The sequence below is a fragment of the Leyella stercorea genome (assembly GCF_021531355.1).
Taxonomy (GTDB): domain Bacteria; phylum Bacteroidota; class Bacteroidia; order Bacteroidales; family Bacteroidaceae; genus Prevotella.
The window spans coordinates 19,496-43,928 of the sequence record NZ_JADYTS010000016.1; the positions used below are offsets into that span (position 1 = coordinate 19,496).

Here is a 24,433-nt window from a genome sequence, read left to right on the forward strand (position 1 = left end):
GGCTTGCCGATAATTCAAAATTCAAAACTCAAAACTCAAAATTGTAATAACGCATCTGCGTTATTACTTTGCGTCCATTGCCTGGCAAGCTGTGATAGCTACCATGTAGTAGATGTCCTCTACTGAGCAACCACGAGAGAGGTCGTTGACCGGACGTGCGATACCCTGAAGGATCGGACCGATGGCAATGGCATCGCCGAGACGCTGTACGAGCTTGTAAGAGATGTTGCCTACTTCGAGGTTTGGAACAACGAGTACGTTGGCATGACCGGCAATAGGTGAACCAGGAGCCTTCTTCTCGCCTACTGCAGGAACGAGAGCGGCATCAGCCTGAAGCTCGCCGTCGAGCTTGAGCTCGGGAGCCATTTCGTGAGCCAGACGTGTAGCCTCAACTACCTTGTCTACAACCTCGTGGCTTGCAGAACCCTTAGTTGAGAAGCTGAGCATAGCAACGCGCGGATCCTGGATGCCGGCAACTGAGCGTGCAGTCTGTGCTGTACATACAGCAATCTGAGCAAGCTGGTCGGCTGTAGGAACCGGTGTTACGGCAACGTCACCCATAACGATGATGCCGTCGTCGCCATACTGATGCTCGTGTGTGAGCATAAGCATTGCACCGCTGACACATGTCACGCCCGGAGCGCACTTGATAATCTGCAAAGCAGGACGCAGTGTGTCGCCAGTTGTGCTCAACGCACCCGAAATCTGACCGTCAGCACCCTCTGTCTTGATGATCATGCAACCGAGATAGAGCGGGTTCTTCACGAGTTCGCGAGCCTGCTCGATGGTCATGCCCTTCTTCTTGCGCAGTTCGGCAAGCAGTGTGGCATACTCCTCGGCCTTGGGATTGTTCTCTGGGTCGACAATTGTTGCCTTGTCGATGTTGTGGAGATCCCACTTCTCGGCGAGAGTCTTGAGTTCCTCAGGGTTGCCGATGAGGATAAGATTGGCAATGTCGTCGGCCAATACGCGGTCGGCTGCTCTAAGTGTACGCTCCTCGGTAGCCTCGGGGAGCACGATGCGCTGTTTGTCGCTCTTGGCGCGCGCAACGATGTGTTCAAGTAAGTTCATAATTATGTGGAATAACTTTAGTTTTTAATAATTCGTGTTTAGCTGTTTTGTCACGTTGACTTTGCAAAATTAGTAAAAATAAATGAGCTACGCACCGCGTAACTCATTTATTTTAGAAGTTCATCTCTTTAGAGAGTATATTCTCCAGTTTCTCAGCCGAAAGACGCAGTTGGAACTCGCCTTTTATTGCCACACTGATGCCTCCGGTCTCTTCGGACACCACAATGGCTATACAGTCGCTATCCTGCGAAATGCCGAGTGCGGCACGATGGCGCAGTCCTAATTCCTTGGGAATGTCATGGTTGTGGGCAACAGGCAGAATGCAGCCGGCGGCACGTATGCGCTTGCCGGTGATAATCATGGCTCCGTCGTGCAGCGGCGAGTTCTTGAAGAAGATGTTCTCGATGAGCCGCTGGTTGATACGCGCGTCGATAAGGTCGCCCGTGTCCACGATGTCGTCAAGCCGTACGCCTCGCTCTATCACCATGAGGGCACCCACCTTGCCACGCGACATATCCATACACGCCAGCACGATGGGCATGATGGTCTCCTTGTCAATGAGTTTCTTCTTGTCCTTGCCGCCTACCATGAACAGCTGCGTGAACTGCTTGAAGCGCTGATGGGCGCCAAGCGAGTAAAGGAATCGGCGTATCTCTTCCTGAAAGAGCACTATCAATCCGATTACTCCCACACTTACCAGCTTGTCCATAATGGCACCCAAGAGTCGCATCTCAAGCACCTGGCTCACGAAGAGCCACACCATTACAAACACGATAATACCGATGAAGACATTGAGCGAGCGGCTCTCCTTCATCAGACGGTAGATGTAGTAGAGCATCAAGGCGACAAGCAATATGTCGATGATGTCTTTTATTCCGAATGCGAACATATATTCTAAATTTTGAGTTTTGAATTTTGAATTTTGAATTATTGCGGTATGTTACCGCAATTTTGAGTTTTGAATTTTGAATTTTAAATGATGAGTTCATATAGTATATGTTGGCTGAGAACTCAACATTGAACAATTCACAATCGGCTATAAGCCGACAATTCAAAACTCAAAATTCAAAATTCAAAATTGTTGAAGCAACCGAGTTGCTTCTACCGCCTCCTTCACATCATGCACACGAAGTATTGAGGTTCTCTTCTGCAAAGCTATGGTGTTGAGTACGGTGGTGCCGTTGAGCGATGTAGTAGGGTCGCCGCCCAGAAGCTTGTATATCATGCTCTTGCGCGAGATGCCCACGAGCACGGGCAGACCAAATTCCAGCAACCGCTCCGAATGCTTCATAATCTCGTAGTTCTGCTCAAGCGTCTTGCCGAAGCCGTAGCCGGGATCGAGTATGATGTCCTTGGCACCCAGGCTATGCAGTCGCTGCACCTCTTCGGCAAAACCGAGCATCATCTTCTCAAGCGTGGGCTGCACCGACATTAATATATAAGGTACGCCAAGACGCGCCACCGTCTCAAACATGTCGCCCTCTTCGTGTATCGCCTGACCTACAATGCCAGTCAGTCCGCCCTCCGACACATCGTTGATTATGTCGGCACCGAACTCCTCTACACATCTACGTGCCACAAGCGGACGATAGGTATCGACGCTGACTATGGCATCGGGCTGCTCACGGTGCACTATCTGGAGGGCGCGCTTCAAGCGCGCTGTCTCCTCCTCAACACTCACCACTTCAGCACCGGGACGTGTCGAGAAGGCACCGACATCAATGATTCTGCCACCTTCGGCAATGATTTGGTTGGCTCGCTCGGCTATCTCAGCCTCTGTCTGCTTGCGCGAACCGCTATAGAAAGAGTCGGGTGTTGCATTGAGTATGCCCATTACCATGGGTTGTGAGAGGTCAACGAGTCGGCCTCTTACATTAATAGTATATTGCATTGTAGATTATTGTTTTCGTTATTAGGCGCAAATTACGCAATAAAAATCGAAACAGCCAAATTATTCAAGTGAATTAAGTGTAATTGCATATAAAAAGCAAAAGCCGCCTGGCATCACTGTCAGACGGCCCGATTCAAATTGTCATTATCAAACAATTACAAACTGCTTTTACTTGTTTTCTGTTTCTAAAAAAGAATAGCTGCTACTCTTGCAGCCCAAAAATAATGTTCGATTCTACATTACTGATTTTTTAATTCATTGTTTCAGCTCATCAATCTGCTTTGTGTACAACCTTCAGTCTACACGCAGCACATGAGCCATTATATATTGAAGTTTCTGTGTCGTCACTTTCCTGCTCATTTTACCTTGTGTGTTCTATCTCTAAGCAGCGATAGCAAAGGTAGAAAATTGTTTCTTTAAACGCGTGTCATTCAGTAAAAATGATGTACCATAAAGTAAAAAGTGAGACGCAAAAAAACAAAAGAAGTTGGAGTCCATTTGTCAAAACTTTGCGAAACGCACGTTATGCGACTCTCACAAAGCCATTTCGCTTCGATATTGTTGCGGACTACATCCATTCTTCTGGATGAAAGCGCGTCGGAATGTTGACAGCGAATTGAAGCCGGACATCTCTGCTATTATCTCAAGAGTATAGTCGGTGTCGCTCAGAAGCCCCATTGAATGACGCACACGATAGTTGTTCACATACTCGTAGAACGACTGTTCGCACGTATGATTGAAATACTGGCTCATATAGGTTCGGTTGGTGCCGATACGTGCAGCAAGGTCTGACAGACGTAGTTTCGGATTAAGATAAATCTTGTCTTCTTCGAAGGCTTTATATATATCAGCAACCATCTGCTCGTCTACATCTGATGTCTGTGGCGAGGACTCCACACTGACGGGAGCTGGAACTGCAGGTTGCGGACATGGTTGTTGTTCTGAACTGTCTGTTGTCTGCGCCTCAATATCACTACTATCCATCGCCCCACTGCCACTGCTACCCACCACTTCGCGGAACACAACGTCCTGTCTGTTGATGAAATAGCACACTACCGACCACGACACAAGCGAGACTGTCATATAAACCAAGTCGGAGAAATAGCCTTTGAACAAAGCCTGGTATACCCAGGCGGCAAGTATAATATAGAAAAATATCATCACTCCACGAAGCCAATGCAGATTGATTTCTTCATCGTACGAGTATTCCTCTTTCAGTCTTCGGTGGTATATGGGCAATTCGTGCAAGGTCCACACGGCACACCATGTGCCATAGGCAATAGACATGGCTATAAGAGCATAGAAAAAGAATGAGTTGACGAAGACTATATATAATAAGGAGAATATCAGAAACGGCAACTCAGCCAGTAAGCCACGACGCAACGTAACAGAACCTGGACGACAGAACTCGAACAACACCATGGCGTAAACCGGTACGGTGACCATGTCTAAACACGTTGACAAACGATCACGAAAACAATCGTCGGTATAAAAAAAACTCACCCATGGCAAGTCCTTGATATACTGAAACGCTATCAACAGCATAAGAGCACCTATCAGTCGTTTGGACAACGGCAGACCACGACGGCTGAATATCCAAGCCATCATCAAGTGAAACATGATGCACATTCCGTACATCAAATAAAGAATATGTTCGAGTTCCATAGTTAGCAGTTTGTGCAGGCTATGGCTTCAAAACCATAGCCTGGTGAAAATTCAGGTAAATAAGCGTATCAGAACATCTGACTAACTCTTCTCACGCCAGCGACAAGAGCGTCGATTTCTTCCTTTGTATTATACAGTGCGAACGATGCACGCACTACGCCTTGCACACCAAGACGGTCCATTACGGGCTGGGCGCAGTGATGACCGGTGCGCACGGCTATGCCAAGACGGTCGAGCAATGTTCCCATGTCGAGATGATGTATGTCGCCAACGAGGAACGACACTACCGCATCCTTACCCTCGGTGGTGCCGAAAAGGCGCATATCGGGTATCTCAGCCAACTGCTTCATACAGTATTCGGTGAGTTCGTGCTCATGTCGGGCGATGTTGTCCATGCCGAGAGCCGACACATAATCGATGGCTGTTGCGAGTCCGTGAGTGGCTACATAGTCGGGAGTGCCTGCCTCAAACTTGAACGGAAGTTTCTCGAACACCGTCTTCTCGAAGCTCACACTCTCTATCATCTCACCTCCACCCTGATAGGGCGGCATACGGTCGAGCCACTCTTCCTTGCCATACAGCACTCCGATGCCCGTCGGACCGTAAATCTTATGACCCGAGAAGGCGAAGAAGTCACAGTCCATAGCCTGCACGTCTACTGCAAAATGAGGAGTCGACTGCGCTCCGTCTACCAATACGGGCACGCCATGGTCGTGGGCTATGCGGATGATGTCATTCACGGGATTGACTGTTCCGAGCGTATTGCTTACGTGGGCTATGCTGACAATCTTGGTCTTGTCGCTGAACAGCTGCTCGTAAGTCTCCATATCGAGCTTTCCGCTGTCGTCCATCGGTATCACCTTGAGCGCAATGCCACGCTTGGCGGCTTGCAACTGCCAAGGCACAATGTTGGAGTGATGCTCCATGACCGACACTATCACCTCGTCGCCCTCGTGCATAAACTCCTCGCAGAACGAAGAAACGACAAGATTGATGCTCTCCGTTGTGCCGCGTGTGAAGATAATCTCCTCAGTCTTGGGAGCATTGATAAACTTGCGTACGGTTTCACGGGCAGCCTCGTGCAGGTCGGTGGCACGCTGCGACAGATAATGCACTCCACGATGTACGTTGGCATTAGCGTTGAGATATTCATCGCGCATGGCATCAAGCACACACAATGGCTTCTGTGTCGTAGCCGCATTGTCGAGATATACGAGTGGGCGGTCGTAGACGGTGCGAGACAGTATTGGGAAGTCCTCGCGAACTTTATTGATATCGTACATTTGTATATTAGTTAAGAATTGAGAGTTGAGAGTTATGAAATGTAATACAATTATAACTCTCAATTCTTAATTTTCAATTTACTTGCACATTTTGCAGCCTTCACACTTGCTCAGTTCGCCACGGAATCGCTTCTCTACAAGATAGTGCAGGCGGTCGCGCAGTGGTTCAAGCTGTATCTGGTCTATCACTTCATTGACAAAAGCGAACTCAAGGAGCAGTTTGGCCTCCTTCTCGCTGATGCCACGCTGTCGCATATAGAACAATGCGGCATCATTGAGCTGTCCTACGGTAGAGCCATGCGAGCATTTCACGTCGTCGGCGTATATCTCAAGCATCGGCTGGGTGTACATTCTGGCTGTCTTTGTGGTGCAAAGGTTCTGGTTTACTTCTTCACTGACAGTCTTCTGTGCTCCATGACGCACGAGAACACGACCTGCGAACGCTCCAGTCGACTTGTCGTCGAGCACATACTTGTAGAGTTCGTGACTCGTGCAGTGGCTCACCTGATGGTCGATGAGCGTGTTGTTGTCGACGTGCTGTGTCTTGTCGGCTATCACGCAGCCGTTGCACCAGCACTCAGCACCCTCACCCTTCAGCATCACGTCGAGACGGTTGCGGGTCACGCCGTTATGCAGGGTGATTACGTTGTGGTGGAAACGTGAGTCGCGCTGCTGCTCAACATATACGTTCGACACGCGTGTGTTCTTGTAGTGGGTCTCCTCCATGCAGTACAGCTCAAGCGAAGCGTTGGCTCCGACATAAGCCTCTATGATCTGCGTTGTAAGGAACTGGCTGTCGTCGGCGGCATGGTCGCAGAAAAGAAACTTGGCATTGGCGCCTTCCTCCATGACGATGAGCACACGACGGTTTACCATCAGGTCTACAGCAGAGCGCAGAATGTTTATCACCTGCACCGTCTTGTCTACTACGACATTCTTCTTCACGTACACCAACAGTCCGTCCTGTGCCAGCATTGTGTTGAGAGCGGTGATGCCGTCCTCGTCGGTCTTTGCCAGACGGGCGTAGTATTTGGCAACAAACTCAGGGTTCTGCTTGGCATAATCGGCAAGCGACGCCACTACGATGCCCTCCGGAAGATTCTCCTTAGGCTGCAAAGCCTGGCGGAACTGGTCGTTTACGATGAAGTAGAGCGATGTGCTTAGATTGGGCACGTCACAACGGAATGCCTTATACGGGTCGACAGGCACTTCAATACGGTTGATGTTCAATCCGTAGTTTGGTTCGAAGAGCTTGTCGTTGGTTGTGTATTTATATCTCTCAACCTTTCGCGACGGGAAACCCAAGCGCTCAAAATCAGCAAAAGCAGCGTCACGCACGGCGTTCAGTGCGTCGGCGCTGTGTGCGCAGATTTGTTCGCGTGTGTCGCGATATAGGTCGATGTATTGTTGTTCGCTGTTCATTATTACTCCTCTCCTATCTCTGCTTTAATCCAGTCGTATCCTCTCTGCTCAATCTCCTTGGCAAGTTCTGGTCCGGCAGTCTTCACGATGCGTCCCTTGTAGAGCACGTGCACAACGTCGGGCTTGATCATATCGAGCAGACGCTCGTAGTGAGTGATTACGATGGCTGATGTCTCGGGATTGTGCATCTTGTTTACACCGTCGGCAACAATGCGCATTGCGTCGACATCAAGTCCTGAGTCTGTTTCGTCGAGTATGGCAAGCTTCGGTTCGAGCATTGCCATCTGGAATATCTCGTTGCGCTTCTTCTCTCCGCCCGAGAAGCCCTCGTTTACAGAGCGGCGTGTGAACTTAGAGTCAAGTTCTACAATCTTGCGCTTCTCGTTCATGAGCTTAAGGAAGTCGCCTGCCTTCAGTTCGGGCAGACCCTGATACTTGCGTTTCTCGTTGACAGCAGCCTTGAGGAAGTTGGTCATCGACACGCCCGGTATCTCCACCGGATACTGGAACGAGAGGAAGAGTCCCTCGTGTGCGCGGTCTTCAGGCTTCATCTCAAGGATGTTCTTGCCGTTAAACCAAGCCTCGCCCTCAGTGACCTCATAGAGAGGGTTGCCGGTGAGCACAGCACTAAGAGTAGACTTACCGGAACCGTTAGGTCCCATGATGGCGTGGATTTCGCCGTCTTTTATTGTGAGGTTGATGCCTCGTAGTATTTCCTTGCCAGCAATTGTGGCGTGGAGGTTCTTAACTTCTAACATATTGAATTTTGAATTTTGAGTTTTGAATTTTGAGTTTTGAATTTTGAGTTTTGAGTTTTGAATTGTTGCGGCAAGCCGCAATTTTGAGTTTATCAATTTTGAATTTTATCAATTTTGAATTCAAAATTCAAAAATGTTCAATTCAAAATCGGCTCTGCCGATAATTCAAAACTCAAAACTCAAAATTCAAAACTCCTTTTATCCAACTGTTCCCTCAAGCGATACGCTCAGCAGCTTCTGAGCCTCAACGGCAAACTCCATCGGAAGCTTGTTGAGCACTTCCTTGGCGTATCCGTTTACGATGAGTCCTACTGCCTGCTCAGTCGGTATGCCACGCTGATTGCAGTAGAATAGCTGGTCTTCTGAGATTTTTGAGGTTGTAGCCTCATGCTCTACTACAGCAGTATCGTTGTGAATATCCATATATGGGAAGGTGTGTGCTCCGCAGTCGGAACCGAGCAGCAACGAGTCGCACGACGAATAGTTGCGGGCGTTGTCGGCATTGCTTGTGGCACGTACCAGTCCACGGTATGAGTTCTGGCTGTGCCCAGCAGATATACCCTTCGAGATGATTGTCGACTTGGTGTTCTTGCCCATATGAATCATCTTCGTTCCAGTGTCTGCCTCCTGATAGTTATTGGTCACTGCCACTGAGTAGAACTCTGCCTGCGAACCGTCGCCACGCAGAATGCACGACGGATACTTCCATGTTATGGCAGAACCTGTCTCCACCTGAGTCCACGACAGTTTTGAGTTGACACCGCGCAGGTCGCCACGCTTTGTAACAAGGTTGAGCACACCGCCCTTGCCATGCTCGTCACCCGGATACCAGTTCTGCACAGTTGAGTACTTCACCTCGGCGTTGTCGTTGACGATAATCTCCACGATAGCGGCGTGCAGCTGGTTCTCGTCGCGCATCGGAGCGGTACATCCTTCAAGATACGAAACGTATGCATCGTCATCAGCAATGATGAGAGTACGCTCAAACTGACCCGTATTGCGGGCGTTGATGCGGAAGTAAGAGCTCAGCTCCATCGGACAGCGCACGCCCTTAGGGATATATACGAACGAACCGTCGCTGAATACGGCGCTGTTGAGCGCTGCATAGAAGTTGTCACGATACGGCACTACCGAACCGAGATACTGCTTCACGAGGTCGGGATGATTCTTTATGGCGTCGCCGATAGAGCAGAATATGATGCCCTTTTCGGCAAGATGCTGTGAGAATGTTGTCTTCACCGACACTGAGTCCATGATGGCATCTACAGCAACGCCGCTCAGTGCGAGACGTTCCTCAAGAGGAATGCCAAGCTTGTCGAATGTCTTCATCAGCTCCGGGTCAATCTCCTTCTTCTCGTCCTTGGGCTTCTTTGCGAGCGGGTCGGCATAATAGGATATTGCCTGATAGTCGATTTCGGGCAGATGAACATGTCCCCATGTGGGCTGTTCGAGTGTCTGCCAGTGGCGGAACGCCTTCAATCGGAACTCGAGCATCCATTCCGGCTCTCCCTTCTTTTGGGAAATCAGGCGCACGACGTCCTCGTTGAGTCCCTTCTCTATGATGTCGGTATGCACGTCGGTGGTGAAGCCGTATTCGTATTTCTGCTCTGCCACCTGGCGCACAAAGGCATTTTTTGTATCTTTATTTTCCATTTTTGCAGTAAGTTAGCCGGATGCCGGGCGCTCATTTGAGCCGTGCATTCCGACGTTCTGTTTTAAAATGCAAAATTACTAAATCCGTAGTGATTTAACGAAAAATATACATTATTTTATTATAACAAAAAATTGCCGTGCAAGGAACTAATTCCCAACACGGCAATTTTGCTTATGTAAGTATTATTACAGAGTCTGCTTAACCTCAATCTCGGTGAAGGTCTCGAGCACGTCACCCTGCTGGATGTCGTTGAAGTTGACGAGCGAGATACCACACTCGAAGTTGGTGGCAACCTCCTTAACGTCGTCCTTGTAGCGCTTGAGGGCTGCAATCTCGGCGGTGTGAACCACGATACCGTCGCGTACGACGCGGGCCTTGTCGGCACGGTGTACCTTACCCTCAGTGACGTAACATCCGGCAACGGTTCCGACCTTAGAAATCTTGTAAACCTCGCGTACCTCAACCTGACCGGTGATAACTTCCTTCTTCACCTTGTCGAGCATACCGATCATGGCTGACTTGACGTCGTCGATAGCGTCGTAGATGACTGAGTAGGTATTGATTTCTACACCCTCCTGCTCAGCAAGCTTGCGTGCTGCTGCCGAAGGACGCACCTGGAAGCCTACGATGATGGCATCGGAAGCATCGGCAAGCGTAACGTCGCTCTCCGAAATCTGTCCCACAGCCTTGTATATAACGTCCACCTTGATTTTCTCGGTAGACATCTTGATGAACGAATCCGACAAAGCCTCGATAGAACCGTCGGTGTCGCCCTTGACGATGATGTTGAGCTCCTTGAACGATCCGAGTGCGATACGGTGAGAGATGTCCGACAGTGTAAGACGCTTCTGAGTACGCAGACCCTGCTCACGCTGCAGCTGCAGACGCTTGTTGGCAATGTCGCGTGCCTCCTGTTCGGTCTCAAGAGTGTGGAATGAGTCACCTGCAGTAGGAGCACCGTTGAGACCGAGGATGATAGCCGGCTCAGCCGGTCCTGCCGACTCGATGCGCTGGTTACGCTCGTTGAACATAGCCTTGATACGGCCCCATGATGTTCCGGCGATGATGTTGTCGCCTACGCGCAGTGTACCGTTGCTTACGAGCACTGTCGAAACATAGCCACGACCCTTGTCGAGCGACGACTCGATGATAGAGCCTGTAGCCTTGCGGTTAGGATTGGCCTTGAGGTCAAGCATTTCTGCCTCAAGCAGCACCTTCTCCAGAAGGTCGTTAACGCCCTGACCCTTCTTGGCACTGATTTCCTGACACTGGTACTTACCGCCCCACTCCTCAACGAGGAGGTTCATGGCAGAGAGTTCCTCACGTACACGGTCGGCATTAGCGCCCGGCTTGTCTATCTTGTTGATAGCAAACACCATCGGTACGTTGGCAGCCTGACAGTGTGCTATCGCCTCCTTGGTGGTAGGCATCACGGCGTCGTCGGCAGCGATGATGATGATGGCGATATCGGTAACCTGAGCACCACGGGCACGCATGGCGGTAAACGCCTCATGACCCGGAGTATCAAGGAATGTTATCTTGCGTCCGTCCTCAAGCTGAACGTTGTATGCACCGATGTGCTGTGTGATACCACCAGCCTCACCTGCGATAACGTTGGTCTTGCGTATATAGTCGAGCAATGATGTCTTACCGTGGTCTACGTGACCCATCACGGTAACAATCGGCGCACGCGGGATGAGGTCGTTCTCGTCGTCCTCTACCTCGGTGATTGCCTCCTGCACCTCAGCGCTGACATATTCGGTCTTGAATCCGAACTCCTCAGCCACGAGGTTGATGGTCTCGGCATCCAGACGCTGGTTGATCGACACCATGATACCTACGCTCATGAGTGTTCCGATCACCTGGTTTACCGATACGTTCATCATCGTAGCCAGTTCCGAAACAGTCACAAACTCGGTCAGCTTCAGTGTCTTGCTCTCCTTCTTCTCCTCGCGACGCTCCTCATTCATCTTTTCCTGAGCAGCCTCACGCTTCTCCTTACGATACTTGGCACCCTTCTTGTTCTGGCTCTGCTTGCTTGTGAGTCGTGCAAGCGTCTCCTTTACCTGGCGTGCTACGTCCTCGTCGTTCACCTCAGCAGGCTTCTGCTGTCCGCGTCCGCGATTCTTCTTCTTGTTCTTGCCGCTTCCGCCACCGTTGCCTCCGGCGTTGGTGTTCTTGCCACCCTGTCCGCCAGGCTGGTTGGCAGCAGCATTGATGTCTACGCGCACCTTGTTGATGCGTTCGCGCTTCTTCTTGTCGCCGCGCTGCTGCTGCGACTTCTCCTCGCGCTCCTTACGCTTCTCTTCCTTCGACTTCTTCTTGGGGCGTGTGCTCTGGTTGAGCGCGTTGAGGTCGATCTTGCCGAGTACGTTCACCTTAGGTGTGTTGAGCATCTTCTTCTCGCTCTTGGTGGTGAACAGTGTTGAGTCCGTCTTAGTGGTCTCAGCGGCTGGTTTCTGTTCGGTGGTTGCGGCTGGTTTCGCATCCGTTTTTGTGGCAGCCGTAGTAGGCTCCTGCTTCACTTTGGGTTTGTTCTCTTTGTCTTGAACCACTGGCTTTTGTATTTTTTTTGTTTCCGTCTTTTCCACAGTCTTGCTGGCAGTAGCCTCGCTGCCCTGTGTATTTTTGTTGTTTGCCGGCTTCTGACTTACGGCAGCAGTCTTGGCCTGAGGCTCCTTACGAGCCTCAGGTGCAGCTGGCTTCAGCTCGGAAGGCTTCTTTCCGATGCTGTCAAGGTCAATCTTGCCCAACGGCTTGTACTGCTGCTGGGTAGACGATGAAAGGATTCGTTCGGCACGTGTGTCGTCCTTCTTCTTCTCTTTCGGCTTTTTCTGCAAGAGTTTTTCAGCTTGAGAACGCACCTCCTTGTCCTGCTGGAATGCTCCGGCGAGGGCATTGTACTGAGCGTCACTCAGTTTGAAGCTCGGCTCTGCCTTCACTTCTCCCAGTTCGCTTCTTTTCTCAAGGAACTCCACTGCCGTCTGGAGTCCTATATTCAACTCTCGTAATGCTTTGTTTAACCTGATGCTCATATTTATCTGTTTTAAAAGTAAAAGAGTAAAAGAGTAAAAAAGTAAAACGTCTACCTACCTCTGCTTTGTCGCTACTCTATTTACGTCTTTTCCTTTTGCTTTGTTAGGGTTTTATTATTAATTACTTACAGCATGTCCGCAACATGCCAAACTTGAGTTCCTATTAGATACTCGCTAAGGGAGTTCCAAGAAACCTCGCGGTTTCTGAAGCCCCCTTATATGCAATATCAGCTTACTCGAACTCAGCGCGGAGCACTTTCAGCACGTTGTCTACGGTCTCCTCTTCGAGGTCGGCCTTTTCAACAAGCATGTCGCGCGGTGCGTTGAGCACGGCCTTGGCGGTGTCGAGACCGATGCCCTTGATGGCGTCGATCACCCACTGGTCGATCTCGTCAGAGAATTCGTCGAGATAGATATCCTCGTCGGCATCCTCCTCGCTCACCTCGCGGAATACGTCGATGGTGTACTCGGTCAGCATTGACGCGAGCTTGATGTTCATACCGCCACGGCCGATGGCAAGGCTCACCTCCTCCGGCTTCAGATATACCTCAGCCTTGTGGTTCTCCTCGTCAATCTTGATGGTCGACACCTTAGCGGGCGAAAGCGCACGCTGGATGAAGAGCTTTGTATTGGCGGTGTAGTTGATTACGTCGATGTTCTCGTTGCACAGTTCGTGCACGATGCCGTGTACGCGGCTGCCCTTCACGCCTACGCAGGCTCCTACGGGGTCGATACGGTCGTCGAAGCTCTCAACGGCAATCTTGGCGCGCTCGCCCGGCATGCGTGCTATGCGGCGGATGGCGATGAGTCCTTCAGCGATTTCGGGCACCTCAGCCTCCAGCAGGCGCTGCAGGAACATTGGGCTTGTGCGCGAAAGTATAATCTTGGGGTTGTTGTTCTCGTTGTCTACACGCTCAATGACGGCGCGTATTGTCTCGCCCTTGCGATACTGGTCGGCAGGTATCTGCTCTGCCTTAGGCAGGATGAGCTCGTTGTTCTCGTCGTCTACTACGAGCACCTCGCGCTTCCACACCTGATAAACCTCGGCTGCGATCACCTGTCCTACGCGGTCCTTGTACTTGTTGTAGAGCGAGTCGTGCTCAAGCTCAAGAATCTTCGATGCGAGGGTCTGTCGCAGGTTGAGTATGGCACGGCGGCCAAACTTGGCGAATTCAACACGTTCTGATACGTCCTCACCCACCTCGTAGTCGGGCTCTATCTTGCGTGCCTCCGTCAAGGCTATCTGCTTGTTTTCGTCCTCTACCTCGCCGTCAGCTACAACCACACGGTTGCGGTAAATCTCGAAGTCGCCCTTGTCGGGGTTGACGATAACGTCGAAGTTCTCGTCGCTGCCGAATATCTTTGCCAGAACGTTACGGAAGCTCTCTTCCAGAACGCTTACTAAAGTGGTGCGGTCGATGTTCTTGGTCTCCTTGAATTCCTTGAACGAGTCGAACATGCTCACAATGTCGTCTTTCTTTGCTGCTGCCATAGCTTATTTGAAATTTATTAAGTATTTTGTATATTTCACCTTATCCATCTGGAATGTGCGGTCTACGTCCACAAGCTGCGGGCGCTTCTTGCCTTCCACTTTCTGTTTCTCCTGAACAGTCACCACAAAGTCATTGCCGTCGACGCTCTTCAACACGCCCTTGTACTTCAGTCCATCGGCATCAAGCACCTCTACGTCCTTGCCCACAAAGCAGTGATACTGCTGCGGCACCTTAAAGGGCTGACCCAATCCTGCCGAACCTACTTCGAGTTCGTAGTCTTCCTCGTCGCGGCTCAGATGATCTTCGATGTAACGGCTCAACTCCACGCAGTCCTCAATCCACACGCCATCGGCATGGTCTATCTCAACTACGATGCGGTCGTCGGGGCTTACTTCCACGTCGACAAGAAAGTACTCCTTGCCGTCGAGCCACTCATTAACAATACTTTTTACGGTGTTTTTGTCTATCATATAAATACATTAGAGAATAAAAAATGAGGAGCTCTCTCGGAGCCCCTCATTCCACTGAACGATGCAAAATTACTAAATTTCTGCAACGTACACAAATATTTACTACATTTTCTATTCTATAGTCCCCAAAAAGCCGATACACAACAACAATAACCACAAAAACATGCAAGTTTGCAGTGCATACTACTCCCCTCCCTACGGGGGAGGGGCTGGGGGTGGGGCTTTGTGGGGCTTTGTGGGGCTTCCTTTTTACCTTCCAATCCACGCCTCAGGATTCAGGCGGTTCTGCATCTTGCGCAGCTGGAACTGAAGGATATTATCCTGTGCCACTGTGCCCAGACTCTGACGTGTAGACACCTTCTGTCCACGCTGCACAGCCACCGAGCGCAGATTGCAATATACTGATATGTAGGCACCATGGCGCACCATCACCACGTACGAACCGCCGTATCCGAATACGGCACTCACCTCGCCATCATATATCGCGCGTGCCTGACAGCCCGGCTGACCCATGATGTTGATGCCCTTGTTGTCGATGGTCACGCCCTTGAGTCCTGCCACGGAGTTCTGTCCGTAATGACTGACGATGCGTGCACTGCCCGTGATAGGCATTGGCAGACGACCCTTGTTGGCTTCAAATCCTCCCGACATCATGCGATCTACCGACGACATGGTGGCGGTCTGTTCCACTTCCTTGCGTGCCTGGGCTATCTCCTTGGTGGAGCGCTGCTCGTCGGCGCGTGCCTTACGCTCCACAGCCTCGCGCTGAGCCGCAGCCTCGCGTGCACGCTGTTCGGCGGCAGCCTTCTGTTCGGCAGCCTCGCGTGCCGCAGCCTCAGCCGCAGCCTGCGCCTTTCTCTTAGCCTCGGCATCGCGCTGGCGCTGTGCTTCGGCACGGGCGGCAGCCTCACGTTCCTGTGCAGCACGAGCTTCAGCCTTGGCACGTGCCTCAGCCTCGCGTGCCTCACGCAGTCGGCGTTCGTTCTCTATACGTGCGCGTTCAGCCTCAGCACGCTTGCGTGCCAGTTCCTCCTCACGGCGTTTCTTGGCAGCGGCAGCCGCAGCCGCACGGCGCTTTGCCTCCTCGGCAGCACGCACACGAGCCTTCTCCACCTCGATGGCAATGAGTCGGTCAATCTGAGCGTTGATAGCCGAAGCGTCCTTGCGCTGCTTGTCTATGACGCGCTGTATGGTCTTCTGCTGTTTCTGCAGCGAGTTCACCACCTGCTGCTGCTCCTGTTGCTTGCCTTCAAGCTGCTTTCGTTCCTGCTGTCCACGATAGAGCATGTTGTTCTTCTGGCCCTTCACCTGCTGCAGCTGCGCGTGCTTCTCGTTCACCTGCGCCTGCTTCACCTTCACCATTTCGCCCTGCGCCTTCTGCCATGAGGCATACTCACGCACAAAGCGCAGTCGTCGGTACATCTGGGCGAAGTTCTTCGCCGAGAAGATAAACATCAGTCGGTCCTGCAACGTGTGCTGGCGGTTGATGTATCGCATCGACTTCACATACTTAGCCTTGCGGTCCTGCAGCTGCTTCTGCAATGTCGTGAGCTGTGCGTTGAGCAGTCCGATATTGCCGTCGATGTGCTGTATGTCCTTCTGTATGCCGTCGATGTTCTTCTGGTGCTTGTCTATCTCGCTGTTGATGACGAGCAGGTCGTTGAGACGCTTCTTCACATCCGCCTGATTGGCACGCAGCGCGGCCTCCTGCTTCTTTATCTCCTTCTGCATGGCTGTGCGCTTGCTCTGCAGTCCGCGTATCTCGGCTGTAGAGTAAGTGGGGCGTGCCGCCTTCTTGGTTGTTTTCTTTCGGGCGGTGGTCTTCTTGGCGGTAGTCTTTCTCTTTGTGCTGGTCTTTCTTCTTACTGGCGTCTTTGCCGCCTGCTTCTTCTTGGCCTGCGTCGTGGTGTGCTGGCGCTGCTGCATGAGCGTCAGAGCCGTGGCATCCGTAGGAGCGGCAAGCATCGCTGTGGCAAGAAGTGCCATTATAAATTGCTTCATTGGCTTTTACTGTATTGACATGAGTTTCTTGAGTATGTCCTGTGCCTCTATCTTCTTGTATTTGCCCGACAGCTGAGTCTCCACGTCCCAGTCGGCTGAGTTCTTGGGCGACGACATCTTCACCGTCAGCTGCGCTGCCTGCTGGCGTCCGGTGATGTCGGTGGTCACGGCAAACTGCTGCGACAGCGGGAACTGTCTGCCTGCAAACGTGCGGAAGTTGTCGTAGGTCCATATGAGCGACGACTTGCCGTGGCCCGCACTCTCATAGTTGGCACCGGCACCTGTTATCAGCGCTGTAGCCTTCGATGCCTTCCACTGATATTCTATCTTGCCGCTCTTGTAGCCCATGGGCACTGTTGTAGCCACGTCGGTCAGGCTGCACGTGAATCGTTGCAGCATCTGCTCGCCCACCGTCTTTTCGCCGGGCAGGAACAGCTGGTTCCAGAACAGAGCCTGCAGCGAGTAGAACGACAGTCCGTTGTCAGCCAGGAAGCTCACGTCCTTGTACGATGCCTTGATATATTCCTTGTGAAAACGGTCTACGAGCAGCACATAATCGGGTGTGAAATCAATGCGTGCTATCTCCGTACGTATAATGGGCAGCAACAGCTGCAGACGTATCACCTCGTCGCGACGCATGCTTATCTTGCCGTCGCAGCTGAGGTCTTTGTTGCCCGCTACCAGTCGGAAGTCGGCGCTTGCCACGATGTTGCGTGCCTGCACCTGATTGTCGAGCACACGCTTCATGAACGCCTGCTGTTCTGACTTCTGTGTCTTGGCCAGCCCCGTTGTGGCGCTGCCGTCGGTCACAGCCTTCTTGCTTGCACACGAGGCGAGCAAGACGATTACAGAGATTATCGTTATTAGTCGTTTCATTTTTTTCTTTATTGTTCCTCAATCTTCAGTTTCTTTGTCTTTATCTTTCGTGTCAGCACCGCCTTGTCGCCTCCTGCCTTGAACGCGCGCTGCCACAGCTCCACGGCACGGTCGGTGTCGCCGCACATGCAGTAGATGTCGCCGGCGTGTCCTATCACCACTGCGCTCGGTCCGTTCACGGTGTCGGTGTCGTTCTGCAGAGCGCGGTCGATGTAGGCACGTGCCTCGTCATATCGCTTCTGCAGGAACAGAATCCAGGCGTAGGTGTCGAGATAGGTGGCGTTGGTGGGTTCAGCCAGCACCGTCTTGAAGCTCATCTGCTCGGCACGCTTCAGGTCGCGTCGCAGTTCGGAGAGGTAGTAGGCATAGTTGTTGAGCACCACGATGTTGTCCTCCTTCCATTTCAGGCTCTTGTCGTAAGCCTCGAATGCCTCCTCCTGCTGTTTCTTCTTGAACAGGATGTCGCCCATCGCGCCGTAGAAGTCGCTTGCCATGTCGGGGTCGGCATGGTCGTCTATCTCGTCGGCGCCACGCTTCAGGGCGTCGAGAGCGTGGTCGTCGTCGTCCTTCTGGAAGTAGGCGAGTCCGAGGAAGTAGTAGAAGGTCATGTCGTCGGGGTTGTATTGCGTTCCGGCAGTGCTCAGGGCTATCACCTCGTCCCACTTCTTCTTCTCCCACTTGTCCTGTATCAGCTTGATACGAGCCAGGTTGTTGTCGGGCTCGAAGGTGAGCGTGTGCTCGAAGGCGGCATTAACGGAGTCGACGGGCATGCCCTTCAGCTTCATGTACATAGCCTTCATGTTGGATATGTCGGCATTCTTGGGCGATGCTGCCATGGTGCGATCGAACAGATTGAGCACCACCACGCTGTCGCCGCCGTTCTGCTCCGACTCCTTTATGGCTTGCTGCAGCATGGTCACCTTGGTCTTCGATTCGGTCTGCGAGCTGAACAGTATCTTCTCGCGCAGTTCGTCGGCAGCCGCATTGTCGCCTCCGGCACGATAGTAGTCGTACATCGAGTTGAGGGCGAAGGCGTTCTGCGGGTCGTCGGCAAGTGCGCCCTGGAAGCATTTGAATGCCTCGTCGCGGCGGCTGTGGTTCATCAGCCAGTTGCCCAGCATCACCTTATAGTTGGGTTCATTGGGATGGGCGTCGTTCAGGGCCTTGAGCATGCGGTAGGCATTCTTGGTGTCGTGGCGCATCTCGTAGACATTCATCCTCATAAATGTCAGCTCGTCGCTCTCGCCGTCAATCTTCTCTATGCGCTCTATGGTCGAGAGCATGCGTGTATAGTCCTTCTTGGCACCGTACAGACGCGCCAGGATGTCGAGCACGTCGGTGCGCTCGCGGTGGTGCGAGTAGAGATTCTCATAAGCCTTGATGGCGCTGTCGTAGTCGCGCTGCTGTATGTACGTTGCGGCTACGCTCTCCTGATAGGTGTCGTTGGCTGGTTGCAGACGTGCGGCACGCTCCATATACTTCGTGGCTATAGAGTCGTTGCCCGTATCGAAGTACTGTTGTGCCAGCCGATAGTAGGCTTCGGCTGCATTGGGATTTACCTCTCGGCACGAGTCGAGCAGGCGAAGGGCTGTAGAGTCGTCGCCCCTGAGCTGGCTGCACACCGCATCGAGAAAGAGCCTGTCTGCCAACGGTGTGGCGTCGAGCAGTTCCTTGGCGCTGATGGTCATCGTGTCGGCATCGAGTCGCTGAGCCACGCCTCGCGTACGATTGTCGATGCCCGTAGCAATGGCTGGGGCAATGGCGAGCAGGGCGGCTGCTCCGATGCCGATTATCTGATTCTTGTATGGGTTCATTGCTTATTGTGTGTTTGCTGCTTTACTTCACTCCGGTGTGGCCATATCCGCCCTCACCGCGTTCGGTCTGGTCGAGTTGCTCAACCACCTCAAACTGTCCCTGCTCATGGCGTGCTATCACCATCTGTGCTATGCGCTCGCCCTCGGTGATGACAAACGGCTCTGTAGAGAGGTTGACGAGCAGCACGCCTATCTCGCCACGGTAGTCGGCGTCGATGGTTCCGGGCGAGTTGAGCACAGTGATGCCGTGCTTCAGTGCCAAGCCTGAGCGTGGGCGCACCTGAGCCTCATATCCCGGAGGCAGCGCAATGTACAGACCTGTGGGTATGATGCGGCGCTCCATTGGGTTGAGCGTGATTGACTCGTCGATATTGGCACGCAAGTCCATGCCTGCGCTCAGCTCGGTAGCGTACGCCGGCAGTTGCTGACGGCCACGGTTCACTATCTTTATTTTCACCATATTGTTATTGTCGTTATCTTATGTTTCTTATACAATTAATCTGCAAAAATACTGATTATTGACGAGATAACGGACGTTTAGCTACAAAATAACATTAATTTAGAGAATGCAAATATTGTACTGGCAGTAAAAAAGTGTTACAAACAAAAAATTGATTTTAGAGATTTCTGAAGCGATTTTTATAGGTTGACGAGGGGTCTTTCAGTCGTTTTTTCTTAATTAGGAGCTTCCTTGCACTCCAAAAGGACTACATTTGGTGTGCAAGTAGGCCCTAATTGCAATGCAACGGAAGCCATATTGCAGTGCAAATATAATCCTTTTGAAATAAAATGTAGGGTTTTCGCACGGCTTACTATTGCACACCAGCACCCACCATCATCACAATCCGCTGAATACTAACATAATAATCGCTGCACGCGCAAAACTCACGATTTTAGAGCAAAAGATTTTGTTGTGCGCTCAACTCACAGTTTTGAGCGGTTAAAAATGCAAATATAATTTTCGTCACGAATGCACACGAATTATTCACGAATTATTTTAGTCACAAACATTCATGGATAATTCATGGTAATTCGTGACCATAAAGCAAACCATAGGAGGGTATGGCATCCCTGCCGTATCCACTCAATCTACTATAAATAAAGGCAGAGTGAGTAGGGCAAAAATAAAGCACCCTGCAAAGGCAAAAGCACTGAATTGGTTAATGCTTTCACTCTTGCAGGGCGCTCAACTTTAATAAAATAGTGAGTTTTTTGGTTGTCTATAGTTTAGAAATCTTCATCACTGTAATCATCATCCCCTTCTTCTACGATGCCGAATCCATGGGTTTTGTCATCGTCGGGAGTCCAGCCGCTCGCGGTCATTATCTGTGAAGGCTCCATCTCGATAACGGTAATCTCAGGAGCAATATATTTCTTCTTTTTCATATTGTCGTACTTTTTATTTCTTTACCACTACTTTGTTGTTAACGATATACACACCCTTCGACAACTTGTCTACATTGTTGGTGTTCATACGCACACCGCCAAGGTTGTAGATGCCGGTGTTTGTATTCTGCTTGTTCTCCTCAATCACGTGGATGCCGGTTGTACCGCCCATACCGTTGCCATCAAGCGAGAACATCAACATTCTGCCAGAAGGTGCATCTTCTTTAAGCCAGCAACGGTAAGCCTTTACGTTATGATCCTTATTTGTGTGAACCAAGTTACCGTTGCTGAACATATAAGAATCCTTTGACACCGCAGTCGGATTGCTGTACGAACCAGTGTAGGTCATGTCTCCGCCGCCATTTACTGTGTGTGTCATTGCAGATGTCTGATCCTGATAGTTGATACCATTGGCTACATATACCGGACCATTAAGGGTTTTAGTCTCACGGTCGATAGTGTATGTATAGTTGCCAAGCGGCTCCCTTGTAGGATATATTATATAAGGAGTGTTCTTCTCAAGCACTACGTCCTCACCGGCTACGTCTACTGTAGAGAACTTTATCCAGTTGTCTTCCAAGGCATTGAATTTTGCTAACTTTGTACCATCACCGAAAGCTTCATTAACCTGAGCTGCTGTCATATCAACGGGAAGAATGATAGAGTTCCATCCCTTCTTGTCGTTGGTAGCATTCTTGGTGAATGTACGGTGGAGCAGCATCTTGGCACCTGTGTATGTCTTGGTTACGTTGAGAGTAGAGTCCTCGTCAAGAATCAGCAGGTCGTCACATCCGTTGAGTGTTCCGTCGTCGTTCATGTTGCTGCGCAGAGCGAAACCCTTAATCTGCAGATTATTGAGAGCTGTCAAAACCTTTATTGGCTTAATACGAACCTGATCGAATGGCAGAGTCGGATTAAGCACTGCATAAGCATTAGCTTTACCACCAATTACGTCAGCACCAAGAACCTTCCAGCTTGTCAATTTTTCCTGCTGTTTACCGTCAAGCCAAGTTGTCAACTCCAGACCTTCACCGAGACTTGCACCCAATCCTAATGTAAGATGATCTGTCACCATTACGAGTTGTTGTCCCTTATCTACTGTCTTACCTATATTGACAGAGATATTAGCTCCACCCAAGTCTACACCCATAGGGAGTGTCAAGTGTGTATCCAAACTACTATCTACCAAGTTGCTCAATTCGTTGTAGCCGTTGCCAATGTTAGCTACTTGGAACATCGTAGTATTTTCGAAGTCAATTGAAGCATTAGTATTCTCAAAAGATACCACCTCAGCACCATAAAGCATATCAGTAGTAGCGTTAACTATATTAGCATCGCTTACGTATGCATAGTATACATTAAGCTGCGAAAGGTCAACACTAGCCACTCCGGTTTTATAGAGTACTACCTCATCAAATTTGCAACCTTGTGGTGCAATTACTCTGAGACGCATTTTACGAACATCTCCACTACCGATAAGTCCTGCAGAGATTGCATCCCAGTAGGTAGTTATTTTTTCTGTTACTTCCTGTCCGTCACAATAAAGTTTGATGTTGTAGAGATTAAGAACATCGGCACTGAGTCCGGTTGCCTTAGTCGTTACAACGAAGCCAACCTCCATTTTACCATTAAAGCCGTTGCTAAGCAAAGAGCCATCTACCGTCTTAATACCGACAAGCCCCTTATTATTTATCAAACTAAGACCTGGTTTACTATATACAAAGTCATTAAGTGTAGGTGTAAGGATAGCAGATCTATTATCCATACCATCAGCAATCTGCACGGCGCTGAAGCCGTTATTATCACTTAACTTATATTTAGCGGGTTCACCTTCCTTATTGACAAGGATATTTACTCCGTGCTCCTCAGGATTGTAATATGGCGCATAGTTGAGAGTAACTTCTTCGGCACAACCATCAGTAGCTGTAGCAACGAAAACATACTTGCCCGGAACAACGAGATTTGTAACCTTGCCAGTTGTTTCATCCAAAGTGACATTTGAGTCAGATGGTTGTTCTTTGATTTGCCATGTTACAGATACTGCATCGTTATGCTGTAACTGGAATTCATTCTCGCATCCACATACATCACGGCTTGATGTAGCATTGATTGGACAATGATGAGAAGCTGCATCGGGAGCCATGCGCACAAAGGCGTAGTTAACAGTAGTACCACCAATTTTTATTCCGACTCCCGTAAAGAAAATCTTTACTGCAGAAAAGGCTGCAGGAGCCTTAATTACAATTTCACCATCCTTATCCGCCTTAAGCACTCCAAGGCCCAAAACGGAACTCGAGAGTCTGTATGTGTCTATTTTTTTATTCTCCTTGTTGAAAAGCGTAAGTTCAGCACCATCGCCTATCGAAAGTTTGGCCACATCAAGACCATTAATCTTGAAACCAACCTCTGTTCCCTTAGGAAATGCTTCCTCATTGTCAGAAGGTTTGGCAACGACTGTAACTGGGGTTGATACTGGTATTAATACCGCTGTAACAGCAGCATAGCCATTGGTAAGATCCTCATCAATCACGTCGCCGCGTGATGCCTCTGCCAATAATGGTTTAGTTGGCTTTTCGCCATGCGCCTCCAGTGTGAACGCCTCACGCCCCTGTTCCTGAGCATATTTGCTGATGCCATTCTCCTTGTTGTTGGTAATAGTATACTCACGAGCATTGCCTACAAAAGCATACTTGATATTTATAGCAGTACCCAACTTGGCTTCAACTCCACACTGAACGAGCTTGATTTCATCGAAATTACCGGGAGCTTTAGCCGTGTACAATTTGTTGACCTGACCTGAACCAGGGATTGTCAGCAGCGACAAACCAAGACCAGTGACAGAATTGCCAGCAGAGATAGTTTGGAGTTTGCCAACCGCTACTCCGTCCTTAAGGAACTGTATTTTGTAGTAATCTGCCAAATTGAGAGTAAGGATGCTTGCATCTGATTTTGCACAAATAACAAAACCTGCCTCTGTACCACCAGCATAATAATGCTGATTGTCCTTAACGCTGATAATAGGACTTCCTACAACGGTAGCATCAACAAGCGCCGGAATCGTAGCATAATCATCCAAATTATCATTACAGATGTTCTGAAGGTCTTTTGTTCCTGATAGCACTTTAACGCCATCGAAAAGGCTGTTGATCATACAACCGGGTCCTACGAGAGCACGACGGTTTTTAAAATAATTCTCCGTGTTAGGGTCTAAATCCTGCCAAACCTTCTTCTCTATTTTGCCTCCGCCATTTATGGTTGCGGCAACCATTGGCAGAGCAAAGAGCAAGAGAGTTGCGACAAAACAAATTTTCCTGAAAAATTTCTTTGACATCGTTAATTTGTTAAATATTATCGTTTCACTTAATTAAAATCGAACACGTCTAAGTATAGCATTCGAGCCTACCGGATTTTATTGTGCAAAGGTATTATAATTTGGAATAATAAATAAAAATGAGTAGGCTTAGAGTAGGGGTATAGTATATATGCCAAGTCGTATCTATCTAACAATCAGTCGCTTATAAAATCGGGGGGGGGGGGGGGAATTTTAAAGGTTTAAAAAAAGCGAAAAAAAAACCGACGAAATTTTAAAGAAATTTAGGGGAAAAAAAATAAAA

Annotated in this window: 17 protein-coding genes; all 17 read right to left on the reverse strand. The window is 50.1% G+C overall.

What is annotated here, in order from left to right:
* Positions 1-63: 63 nt before the first annotated feature.
* Entirely contained in the window at positions 64-1,071 is a 1,008-nt protein-coding gene (pta, locus tag I6E38_RS05535) for a phosphate acetyltransferase (protein WP_235393051.1), read from the reverse strand.
* 112 nt (positions 1,072-1,183) lie between these two features.
* Entirely contained in the window at positions 1,184-1,960 is a 777-nt protein-coding gene (cdaA, locus tag I6E38_RS05540) for a diadenylate cyclase CdaA (protein ID WP_235393052.1), read from the reverse strand.
* Positions 1,961-2,143: 183 nt separating this feature from the next.
* The gene (gene folP / locus I6E38_RS05545) at positions 2,144-2,962 is read right to left on the reverse strand and encodes a dihydropteroate synthase (protein WP_235393053.1); all 819 of its coding nucleotides are present in this window, start codon (positions 2,960-2,962) and stop codon (positions 2,144-2,146) included.
* Positions 2,963-3,496: 534 nt separating this feature from the next.
* Complete coding sequence (locus tag I6E38_RS05550) at positions 3,497-4,627, reverse strand: helix-turn-helix domain-containing protein (protein WP_235393054.1); 1,131 nt, start codon at positions 4,625-4,627, stop codon at positions 3,497-3,499.
* Positions 4,628-4,695: 68 nt separating this feature from the next.
* The gene (locus I6E38_RS05555) at positions 4,696-5,910 is read right to left on the reverse strand and encodes a cysteine desulfurase (RefSeq protein WP_235393055.1); all 1,215 of its coding nucleotides are present in this window, start codon (positions 5,908-5,910) and stop codon (positions 4,696-4,698) included.
* A 78-nt stretch (positions 5,911-5,988) separates the two neighbouring features.
* On the reverse strand, positions 5,989-7,332 hold the full coding sequence (gene sufD / locus I6E38_RS05560) for a Fe-S cluster assembly protein SufD (RefSeq protein WP_235393056.1): 1,344 nt from the start codon (positions 7,330-7,332) through the stop codon (positions 5,989-5,991).
* A gap of 2 nt (positions 7,333-7,334) precedes the next feature.
* Positions 7,335-8,090, reverse strand: coding sequence for a Fe-S cluster assembly ATPase SufC (gene sufC, locus I6E38_RS05565; protein WP_235393057.1), 756 nt, complete (start codon positions 8,088-8,090; stop codon positions 7,335-7,337).
* 198 nt (positions 8,091-8,288) lie between these two features.
* Positions 8,289-9,743 (reverse strand): Fe-S cluster assembly protein SufB, encoded by a 1,455-nt coding sequence (sufB, locus tag I6E38_RS05570; protein WP_235393058.1) that lies wholly within the window; start codon positions 9,741-9,743, stop codon positions 8,289-8,291.
* A 186-nt stretch (positions 9,744-9,929) separates the two neighbouring features.
* Positions 9,930-12,779: a translation initiation factor IF-2 gene (gene infB, locus I6E38_RS05575; protein ID WP_235393059.1), complete on the reverse strand. Its 2,850-nt coding sequence runs from the start codon at positions 12,777-12,779 to the stop codon at positions 9,930-9,932.
* A 232-nt stretch (positions 12,780-13,011) separates the two neighbouring features.
* Positions 13,012-14,271 (reverse strand): transcription termination factor NusA, encoded by a 1,260-nt coding sequence (nusA, locus tag I6E38_RS05580; RefSeq protein WP_235393060.1) that lies wholly within the window; start codon positions 14,269-14,271, stop codon positions 13,012-13,014.
* A 3-nt stretch (positions 14,272-14,274) separates the two neighbouring features.
* Positions 14,275-14,742 (reverse strand): ribosome assembly cofactor RimP, encoded by a 468-nt coding sequence (gene rimP, locus I6E38_RS05585; protein ID WP_235393061.1) that lies wholly within the window; start codon positions 14,740-14,742, stop codon positions 14,275-14,277.
* A gap of 249 nt (positions 14,743-14,991) precedes the next feature.
* Positions 14,992-16,743, reverse strand: coding sequence for a murein hydrolase activator EnvC family protein (locus I6E38_RS05590; RefSeq protein ID WP_235393062.1), 1,752 nt, complete (start codon positions 16,741-16,743; stop codon positions 14,992-14,994).
* A 6-nt stretch (positions 16,744-16,749) separates the two neighbouring features.
* The gene (gene lolB1, locus I6E38_RS05595) at positions 16,750-17,619 is read right to left on the reverse strand and encodes a lipoprotein insertase outer membrane protein LolB1 (RefSeq protein WP_235393063.1); all 870 of its coding nucleotides are present in this window, start codon (positions 17,617-17,619) and stop codon (positions 16,750-16,752) included.
* Positions 17,620-17,627: 8 nt separating this feature from the next.
* Positions 17,628-19,433, reverse strand: coding sequence for a tetratricopeptide repeat protein (locus I6E38_RS05600; RefSeq protein ID WP_235393064.1), 1,806 nt, complete (start codon positions 19,431-19,433; stop codon positions 17,628-17,630).
* A gap of 22 nt (positions 19,434-19,455) precedes the next feature.
* Positions 19,456-19,893 carry a dUTP diphosphatase gene (dut, locus tag I6E38_RS05605; protein ID WP_235393065.1) on the reverse strand — a complete coding sequence of 146 codons (438 nt, stop codon included), beginning with the start codon at positions 19,891-19,893 and terminating at the stop codon, positions 19,456-19,458.
* Positions 19,894-20,660: 767 nt separating this feature from the next.
* A complete protein-coding gene (locus tag I6E38_RS05610; RefSeq protein WP_235393066.1) occupies positions 20,661-20,819 on the reverse strand; it encodes a hypothetical protein in 159 nt (52 codons plus the stop codon).
* Between the two features lie 13 nt (positions 20,820-20,832).
* Positions 20,833-24,150 carry a hypothetical protein gene (locus I6E38_RS05615; RefSeq protein ID WP_235393067.1) on the reverse strand — a complete coding sequence of 1,106 codons (3,318 nt, stop codon included), beginning with the start codon at positions 24,148-24,150 and terminating at the stop codon, positions 20,833-20,835.
* Positions 24,151-24,433: the final 283 nt, after the last annotated feature.

Excerpts from the sequence above, each read along its gene's own strand:
- I6E38_RS05610 (WP_235393066.1), bottom strand. The coding sequence starts at position 20,819 with ATGAAAAAGAAGAAATATATTGCTCCTGAGATTACCGTTATCGAGATG.
- I6E38_RS05555 (WP_235393055.1), bottom strand. The coding sequence starts at position 5,910 with ATGTACGATATCAATAAAGTTCGCGAGGACTTCCCAATACTGTCTCGC.
- folP (WP_235393053.1), bottom strand. The coding sequence starts at position 2,962 with ATGCAATATACTATTAATGTAAGAGGCCGACTCGTTGACCTCTCACAA.
- infB (WP_235393059.1), bottom strand. The coding sequence starts at position 12,779 with ATGAGCATCAGGTTAAACAAAGCATTACGAGAGTTGAATATAGGACTC.
- dut (WP_235393065.1), bottom strand. The coding sequence starts at position 19,893 with ATGGTGAAAATAAAGATAGTGAACCGTGGCCGTCAGCAACTGCCGGCG.
- lolB1 (WP_235393063.1), bottom strand. The coding sequence starts at position 17,619 with ATGAAACGACTAATAACGATAATCTCTGTAATCGTCTTGCTCGCCTCG.
- nusA (WP_235393060.1), bottom strand. The coding sequence starts at position 14,271 with ATGGCAGCAGCAAAGAAAGACGACATTGTGAGCATGTTCGACTCGTTC.
- I6E38_RS05600 (WP_235393064.1), bottom strand. The coding sequence starts at position 19,433 with ATGAACCCATACAAGAATCAGATAATCGGCATCGGAGCAGCCGCCCTG.
- sufD (WP_235393056.1), bottom strand. The coding sequence starts at position 7,332 with ATGAACAGCGAACAACAATACATCGACCTATATCGCGACACACGCGAA.
- rimP (WP_235393061.1), bottom strand. The coding sequence starts at position 14,742 with ATGATAGACAAAAACACCGTAAAAAGTATTGTTAATGAGTGGCTCGAC.
- pta (WP_235393051.1), bottom strand. The coding sequence starts at position 1,071 with ATGAACTTACTTGAACACATCGTTGCGCGCGCCAAGAGCGACAAACAG.
- I6E38_RS05550 (WP_235393054.1), bottom strand. The coding sequence starts at position 4,627 with ATGGAACTCGAACATATTCTTTATTTGATGTACGGAATGTGCATCATG.
- sufB (WP_235393058.1), bottom strand. The coding sequence starts at position 9,743 with ATGGAAAATAAAGATACAAAAAATGCCTTTGTGCGCCAGGTGGCAGAG.
- I6E38_RS05590 (WP_235393062.1), bottom strand. The coding sequence starts at position 16,743 with ATGAAGCAATTTATAATGGCACTTCTTGCCACAGCGATGCTTGCCGCT.
- sufC (WP_235393057.1), bottom strand. The coding sequence starts at position 8,090 with ATGTTAGAAGTTAAGAACCTCCACGCCACAATTGCTGGCAAGGAAATA.
- cdaA (WP_235393052.1), bottom strand. The coding sequence starts at position 1,960 with ATGTTCGCATTCGGAATAAAAGACATCATCGACATATTGCTTGTCGCC.
- I6E38_RS05615 (WP_235393067.1), bottom strand. The coding sequence starts at position 24,150 with ATGTCAAAGAAATTTTTCAGGAAAATTTGTTTTGTCGCAACTCTCTTG.